The organism is uncultured Vibrio sp. (assembly GCF_947488985.1).
Lineage (GTDB): Bacteria > Pseudomonadota > Gammaproteobacteria > Enterobacterales > Vibrionaceae > Vibrio.
The window spans coordinates 32,409-40,557 of the sequence record NZ_CANLBV010000034.1 but is presented as its reverse complement, the minus strand read 5'-3'; the positions used below and the strand labels follow the sequence as shown (position 1 = coordinate 40,557).

Sequence of the window (8,149 nt, the reverse complement as noted above, 5' to 3'; positions counted from 1 at the left end):
GAGGCTGTCCATAGCGTCTTTTTTCACGAAGAAGTAACAGCCTCAATTAGATCATATTTTTACTTAGATTGGTATAACTCCAATCAAATTATCAAAAAGGCCAGATCGTCATATTGGATATTTACTCTCAACGTACCGCTTAATGTTTATTTGTTTATATAAGCATATAAAAGTGACAGTATCACCCCCTCAAAAACCCGACAATTGACCGTTAAATTCAGGGTCAAAAATCATGACACCAGATTTATTAAGCTAAACCTACTCAGTACCTCTTGTAATTAAATTACACAAAAGGGAGTTGTGACCTTTACTTTAGTTAATAACGCCACACTAACCTATTGATTTAAAGGTGTAAGCTTTGAGGGGTAACCCAATCTGTGGCTATTCACGATGTGTTTTAATTAGGCAGGATATTATATTGAAGTGCAGTTTATTTAGTTATAGTGCGTTAAGTTGTAAAAAAGAAGGGCTTCTGCCCTACTCTTGTTTGTTGCTCATTTCTTCTCTAATTTGCACCGCAACAATTTTGATAGCTTGTGCGGTGCTGACGCCTTGGGTCATCATTTCTTGGATACGCTCAACAGCTTTCTGTTGCTCTTCATGAGAAAGGGTTGGTAAGTCGTTTAGCATGTTCTGCTCCTCTATTTGGGAGCAGAACTATATAAGGAGAATTAGTAACTAGCAAGGAAATTAAGTGATGCACCCATTGCGTTTTCGTTGGTGTAGTTCGCACTAATGTCTATTTGGAACAAATTCAGTGGCGACACGCCAATACCCGCGGTGAAGGTTCCCTCTGAATCAGAGTAAGCTAGGTTCTTGTAATACCCTCCCCTTAACTTAAGCTGACGTAGTAAGTCCACTTCGGTACCAACACGAATCATCTGTTCGTTGTCATCAAATGATTTAAACTTCTCCGCCTCATTCAAATCGTAATCCACGCTCAACGTAAAATAGTCAGCAACAATACCAGCGCCAACGGTATAGATTGGGCCTAAGTTATAGCTATAGCTTTTCCCGACCGTCGTGGTCGTGCCGTCTGTGGCCGTTAAAGTTTTTGTTGCAGTTTTTGTTTCAATATCGCGATCAATTAAGTTAGTCGCCGCCAGCCCTACACGGAATGGACCGAAAAACCAGAGTGCACCGGCATCGATATTAAAAATGGTTTCACCTGTTCCGTTTTCGCGAACATCAGTCAGTTCATAATCTGTGGTACTCGCGACATAGTTGTATGTGTAGATTCTTTGCAGTTTTGGTGAAATACCAAATGAAAGGTGCTGGCCCATAAACGTTTGATATTTAGCTAGTGAAATACCGGCTTCAGCGATGCCGATCGACACCGCTTGTATTGCAGTCAACTCAGCATTAGTCAGCGAATTTCCGTCTGAATAAACGTCAAGGGTAACAAATGATTCGGTATAAACTTTAGCAAAAACATTAGCGGCCACAAATTGATTGGGAATCGCAAAGGCGGCGGCACCGCCAACTTGTAAATTCAGATTATCGCCATCTAAATTTACAAGTGCTTCATCTAGCTCATTCGGTGTCACAGTGCTTGATTCAAGAAGATTGACGAGATGGTCAAGATCATCGACCAAGTTGTTTGGGTCGTTATAGTTCACGCCAAGACTTGGAACAATCATACCCATGTCATCATTGCGACGATAAATCGCAACCAATGCCGGATTATAAAATGGAGCGGTTAGGAAATTTGCTGATACAACACCAACACCACCCATTGCATCACCGCGCGCTTCAATGGCGTAGTTAGCAGCAGAAAGTGGTAGGCAGGCAAAGGAAATTGACGCTGCGAGTAGTTTAGTAATTTTTTTCATTCCGTTTATCTTTTTTAGATCCCTTAGATAGTTAGCGGTACAATCTTAAATTACTTTACCTCTTCCTCGCTAGAAATATCATAGGTTTTACTAATAGTTTGTGCTTGTTCTATCGCTATGTCGCCTTGCCAACGAGAATGTCTCATTGAAACAGCTAAGACATATCGGTCATTGGGGATATCTTCACCGCTCAGACTCATTGGATAATCGGATTCAAAACTTCTTCCCCAAACTTGCTCGTAGTCCTCTTCCACATAGTCGTATAGACCAATATCCAATTTAGGTAATGGGCAATATGGGTTTAAAAGCTCTTTCTTATCGACTCGCCAAGTATCTTTCGACGCCCAGCGAAGCTGCTGTCGCATCCTCACTTCACCGAGGATAATCCAAGCACTCCAAGTCACCCCTTCATCTGTTTTGACACTTAAACGATAGAGACCAGAATCTAGTTGAGAAGGGAGATCATAGCGTTTGTTATAAACACGCACTGGTTCATTGTTGACGATTTTGTTCACTTCCGTCAGCTCACTATCTGAAGAGACGGCTTTATCAACCCACTTTTCGAAAGTTATACGGCTAATGTCGTGTTCTGATTCAACATGAACAACAACCCGGAAGGTATCTCGTCCCGGGCTTTGAATAACATGTCTTTTAACAACAACGGAGTTAATCCAAGTTGGTAAGGTCGTTTGGGTGAGGGTTTTGCCACAATCCTTGTTTAATGCTTGATAAAACAAATTATTAAGGTGCTCTTCTCGAACCTTAGAAGAGTTGATCTGCCAAACTTCCACTAATGAATCAAACATTAAGGGTAAGTCATTATCTAATAGATGTTTGTGTGCCTGTGTTAGCACATCACTGCTCTGAAACCAATCAGAAGCTTGTGATGTTTGGCATACACCCATCAATATACAGAGTGAAAATAAGGCTTTTCTCATTACGCTTTCATCTTGTAACCAACGCCCCGTAAGGTCTCAATTTCCAAACCTGGGAGTTTCTGTCTTAACTGCAGTACATGGGTATCGACGGTACGCGTTGTTGGGAAATGATTGTAGCCCCACACGTGATCAAGCAATTCATCACGGGTAAAAACTCGACCTAAATTACTTGCTAAGAATAACAATAGATCAAACTCTGTGCGTGTTAGCGTGATTTCTTGTTCGTTGAAAAAAACCTCGCGGGTTGCTTTGTCGATAATTAAGTTCTGTGCGATGACTTTCGTTTCATCTTGTTCTTCGGCATCAGGTCGACGAAGTTGAGCACGAATTCGTGCAAAAAGCTCAGCTTCAGCGAAGGGTTTAGTCAGGTAATCGTTGGCACCCGAATCTAACCCCGTCACTTTATCTTTTACCGTGACAAGTGCCGTAAGCAGAATCACTGGAATATCTTTCTTTTTCTTCCAACCAGGCAGAGAGCTGACAGAGTCACCATCAGGAAGCTGGCGATCAAGAATAACCAGATCCGCTTGTTCCCAGTAGCCTTCAACTTCAGAGATCAACTCTGCATGTAAACATCTATACCCAGCTTGCTCAAGGCTGACTAATAGGCCGTCAGCTAAATTTTTATCATCTTCAACGAGAAGCAATGTCTGTTTCACAAGGAATCTCCAAAATAAATGTTGTTGGGGGGCCAATCAGCGTCATTTGACCGCCCATTTTTCCGACCATAGATTCAACTATCGTCAGACCTAAACCAAGGCCACTCTTGCTGACAAATGGCTTTCTTAATTGCCCCCAATCTTTGGCCGACAAGTCTCCATTATCAATAACTTTGAATGTCAGTTTTTTGTCAGAAGTATTCAGTTCTAATATCACTGGGGCCACACCGTATTTGACGGCATTTCTTATCAGGTTATCGATACACGTTCCTAACCAATATACATTCAATTTTGCGGCAATATCTTGGTTTATACGCAGTTCAATTCCCGGTGCGAAATCTTCTTCAATTTTGTACTGAAGCCACTCGTCAACACTTGGCACCCATTCTGTCGCCAGCGGTTGGTTATCTGACTGCAAGTAATCTTTACTTGCTTCTGCCAACTGCCTTAATCGGCGTGTGTCTTCACATAATCGGCGGAACTCATCATAGACCGATTCAGGTAAGTGCTCGAACTCACGTCGGAACCCTTCGACCGTGAGTGATAAGCTGGCAATTGGTGTTCTCAATTCATGCGTTAAGATCTGAAGAACCAACATTCGGCTTTTCATCTCTTGTTTCTTACTGTTCCAACGGTAAACCGCCCAACCCAAGACCAGCATGATGTTGGCGATCACCAAGATGAACATGGCAATCCTCAGAAGATCTGAATGATCTTCGATTTCCCAACATACATTACCACGTTGTACGAAACAGCTGTTCCCTTCTGAAGACAAACTGAACGATAGCCCCGCGTCCTTGGCATTGCTATTCCACATCGGTTCATTATACAGATAATATATGTCACCGCGCTTGAGCCACATTTCATCGAGTTCAACGAACATGCTGGCACCTGCTAACAATGCGGTAATGGCTTCGCTATCCATGTGCTGCAATCGAGACAACAGTTCATCATGGGCGGTGTTTGGCCGCTCTTGAATATGCATAAAACGTTTTAAAGAATCGAACTCTTCAGGATACTTGTCAACATATCGTGCAGCATACGAACCACCCCCTGGGTGAATTAAGCCACTCCGGCTAAACCAGCCTTCCGATAGCTTGGTGCCTTTACACATTGCACGAGTGAAGACTAAAGGTTCGGTAATCAAAGGGCTTAGTGGTAATTTTCCACCGCAGGTTTTTGATAGCTGATATAAGCGTTGAATATCATTGAGCGGATATTCAGCGGTTTGCGGCAGCATAGAAGATGGGGTGATCAAACGCGTTGGATAGTCTGTCTGGAGTTCACGAATATCATAAGAGTCGATGGCTTGTTGATGATCAAACAACTTAGTAAATTGATCGATACGCTCAGGCAGAGAGTCAGCAGAAACATTGACTGAAACGAGTAACGTTACGATGAGGAGGAGATAAGTTCTTTTAATGATCACAAATTAAGCACTGATTCATACTGATCAAGCAAATATATACTATTCCCTATAAAAGATAAATTTCTAACCTCATCTAAAGCTCTGTAATATCAAATAATCCCATGTTGTTGCGGTTACGCGTTATAAGCCACCACAATTTATGGTGAGTAAATCAAAAAAAGGAGCTCAAATGAGCTCCTGATTATCAGCGTGTTTTGTTGCATAACTCATGCTCAACCAATGCTGTTCATTTTATAAATGCTCTAAAATACTAGAGCAACTCGCCTTAGCATCACCAAACAACATTTGCGTGTTCTCTTTGAAAAACAGTGGGTTTTGAACGCCCGCGTAACCGGTACTCATCGAACGTTTAAAGACGATAACGTTCTCAGCGTTCCAAACTTCAAGCACTGGCATGCCAGCAATCGGGCTGTTTGGATCTTCTAATGCTGCAGGGTTCACGGTGTCGTTTGCACCAATAACCAATACCGTATCTGTCTCATTTAAGTCATCGTTAATTTCGTCCATTTCAAGAACAATATCATACGGCACCTTCGCTTCAGCAAGCAGTACGTTCATGTGACCCGGTAACCTACCAGCAACTGGGTGGATACCAAATCGAACATTGATGCCCTGCGCTCTTAGCTTCTCAGTGATTTCGTGTACTGGGTACTGAGCTTGAGCTACTGCCATGCCGTACCCTGGAGTGATGATCACTGACTTAGAGTTCTTAAGCATATCAGCCACATCTTCAGCTGAAGTTTCACGGTGTTCACCCTGCTCTTCATCGCCATCAGATACTGTTACTTCTTGACCAAAGCCACCAGCGATAACACTAATGAACGAACGGTTCATCGCCTTACACATAATGTACGACAGGATTGCACCTGACGAACCAACCAATGCACCAGTTACAATAAGCAAGTCGTTCGCAAGCATGAAACCTGCCGCCGCTGCTGCCCAACCTGAGTACGAGTTGAGCATAGAAACAACCACTGGCATATCTGCACCACCAATCGATGCCACTAGGTGGTAACCGAATGCGAATGCGATAAGTGTCATCACCATCAGTGCCAACATGCTGCCATCCGCTTTTACGAACATGATCATTAGCAATGTAGAAACTACGATAGCCGCTAGATTCCACTTGTGCTTATGAGGAATGTTCAAAGCAGACGATGAGATCACGCCGCGAAGCTTACCAAAAGCAACAATAGAACCTGTAAACGTCACCGCACCGATGAACACACCAAGGAACACTTCCACTAGATGGATAACGTGCTCTGCATGAATATCTGCAGGGTTGATAGACACAGCAGCCGGTGGATCAATGTAGCTGTTGTAACCGACAAGTACCGCCGCCATACCGACGAAGCTGTGCAAGATCGCCACTAGCTCAGGCATTTCGGTCATTTCTACTTTTCTTGCATAGTGGATACCAATACCACCACCGATCACCATCGCAATGATGATCCATACAATACCCGCTGAATGAGGACCAAATATCGTCGCGATCAAGGCGATTGCCATACCCGCAATACCGTAATAGTTACCTGCACGCGCAGATTCCTGTTTCGATAACCCAGCCAAACTCATGATAAAGAATACAGCAGCAACAATATAAGCTGCTTGTACTAATCCTTCAGACATCTGCTACTCCTCAGTCTTTACGGAACATTTCAAGCATACGTTTGGTCACGGTAAAGCCACCAAAGATATTGATACTTGCAATTAATACGGCAATAAATGATAAGAACGTGACAACGCCACTTCCTTGTCCTATCTGTAACAGTGCACCGACCACAATGATCCCTGAGATCGCGTTAGTCACGGACATCAAAGGCGTATGCAGAGAATGGCTTACATTCCAAACTACGTAATAACCCACCACACAGGCGAGAACAAAAACGGTAAAGTGAGATAAGAACGCAGCAGGAGCCACCGAAGCTATCCAAGCGAATGCACCAACAGCAACCGCCATACCCGCCACTTTCTTAATCGGCGACACAGGCTCTTCAACTTTTGGTTCTGGTTTTTCTGCTTTCGCTTGTTGTTGTGGTTGAGCTGAGACTTGAATAGGTGGCGCTGGCCAAGTAATCTCACCCTCTTTAACTACAGTAACACCACGCAGAACAACATCTTCAAAATCGATATTGATGTTGCCATCTTTCTCTTTGCAAAGCAGTTTCAGCAAGTTAACAAGGTTTGTCGCGTATAACTGAGAAGATTGAGTCGGCAAGCGGCCAACCATATCGGTGTACCCTACAACCTTCACACCATTGGCAGTTGTGATGACTTGATCCGCAACCGTGTATTCACAGTTACCGCCATTGGCAGCCGCAAGATCGACAATCACACTGCCCGCACTCATGCTGTCTACCATCTCTTTGGTGATCAACTTAGGTGCTGGACGCCCAGGAATAAGTGCCGTTGTTATGATGATATCGACGTCTTTCGCTTGATCCGCATAAAGCTCTTCTGCTTTTTTATTGAAAGCATCAGACATTTCTTTTGCATAGCCATCACCTGCGCTGGTATCTTCCTTGAAATCAACTTCCAAGAATTCAGCGCCCATTGACTCGACTTGCTCTTTGACTTCAGGACGAACATCGAACGAACGAACAATAGCACCCAAACTACCCGCCGCGCCAATCGCTGCAAGGCCAGCAACACCAGCACCAGCAACCAGTACTTTCGCAGGTGGAACTTTACCCGCTGCCGTAATTTGACCCGTGAAGAATCGACCAAACTCATGCGCCGCTTCCACAACCGCACGGTAGCCGGCGATGTTAGCCATAGAGCTCAACGCATCTAACGCCTGAGCTCTTGAGATACGAGGCACTGAATCCATCGCCATCACGTTAATGTTACGACTTGACAACTGCTCCATTAACTCTGGATTTTGAGCTGGCCAAATAAAGCTGACCAATGTCGCGCCATCTTTAAGTAGGTCGATTTCATTCTTAGTATCATCAACGATTGGAGCGTTAACTTTAAAGATAATATCGGATTTCCAAGCTTCATCTGCGGTGACAACTTTTGCTCCGGCTTGTTCATAAGCGGCATCTTCAAAACTTGCTAACGCACCTGCTTGTGATTCAACACAAACTTCAAATCCTAATTTTAGAAGCTGTTCTACCGATTTCGGTGAAGCAGCGACTCGCGTTTCGCCTGCGAGTGTTTCTCTTGGTACACCAATTTGCATAGCTATTCCTTGACTATTGGCACAATGACTTATTCGTTTGTATCTAACGACAACTAATACTTCAAGCGTTTTATTCAAAGAACAGCAAAAGTTATTACTTATAACAA

The 8,149-nt window shown here is 43.6% G+C and carries 7 protein-coding genes; all 7 read right to left on the bottom strand.

Annotation, left to right across the window (positions count from 1 at the left end):
* Window positions 1-477: 477 nt before the first annotated feature.
* The 7 genes from Q1A70_RS09960 to Q1A70_RS09930 all read right to left on the bottom strand — a co-directional run bounded on the left by Q1A70_RS09960 (window position 478) and on the right by Q1A70_RS09930 (window position 8,042).
* Window positions 478-630, bottom strand: a complete 153-nt coding sequence (locus Q1A70_RS09960; protein ID WP_299689929.1) for a YoaH family protein — start codon at window positions 628-630, stop codon at window positions 478-480.
* Window positions 631-671: 41 nt separating this feature from the next.
* Window positions 672-1,832: a conjugal transfer protein TraF gene (gene traF / locus Q1A70_RS09955; protein ID WP_299689932.1), complete on the bottom strand. Its 1,161-nt coding sequence runs from the start codon at window positions 1,830-1,832 to the stop codon at window positions 672-674.
* A gap of 50 nt (window positions 1,833-1,882) precedes the next feature.
* On the bottom strand, window positions 1,883-2,770 hold the full coding sequence (locus Q1A70_RS09950; protein WP_299689935.1) for a DUF2861 family protein: 888 nt from the start codon (window positions 2,768-2,770) through the stop codon (window positions 1,883-1,885).
* Entirely contained in the window at window positions 2,770-3,429 is a 660-nt protein-coding gene (vxrB, locus tag Q1A70_RS09945; protein WP_299689938.1) for a response regulator transcription factor VxrB, read from the bottom strand. Before vxrB ends, Q1A70_RS09950 begins: the two co-directional genes overlap by 1 nt.
* Window positions 3,404-4,858 carry a sensor histidine kinase VxrA gene (gene vxrA / locus Q1A70_RS09940; protein ID WP_299689941.1) on the bottom strand — a complete coding sequence of 485 codons (1,455 nt, stop codon included), beginning with the start codon at window positions 4,856-4,858 and terminating at the stop codon, window positions 3,404-3,406. The genes vxrB and vxrA overlap by 26 nt, the downstream gene beginning before the upstream one ends.
* 231 nt (window positions 4,859-5,089) lie before the next feature.
* Complete coding sequence (gene pntB / locus Q1A70_RS09935; protein WP_299689944.1) at window positions 5,090-6,487, bottom strand: Re/Si-specific NAD(P)(+) transhydrogenase subunit beta; 1,398 nt, start codon at window positions 6,485-6,487, stop codon at window positions 5,090-5,092.
* Window positions 6,488-6,497: 10 nt separating this feature from the next.
* Window positions 6,498-8,042 carry a Re/Si-specific NAD(P)(+) transhydrogenase subunit alpha gene (locus Q1A70_RS09930; protein ID WP_299689947.1) on the bottom strand — a complete coding sequence of 515 codons (1,545 nt, stop codon included), beginning with the start codon at window positions 8,040-8,042 and terminating at the stop codon, window positions 6,498-6,500.
* Between the last annotated feature and the right edge of the window lie 107 nt (window positions 8,043-8,149).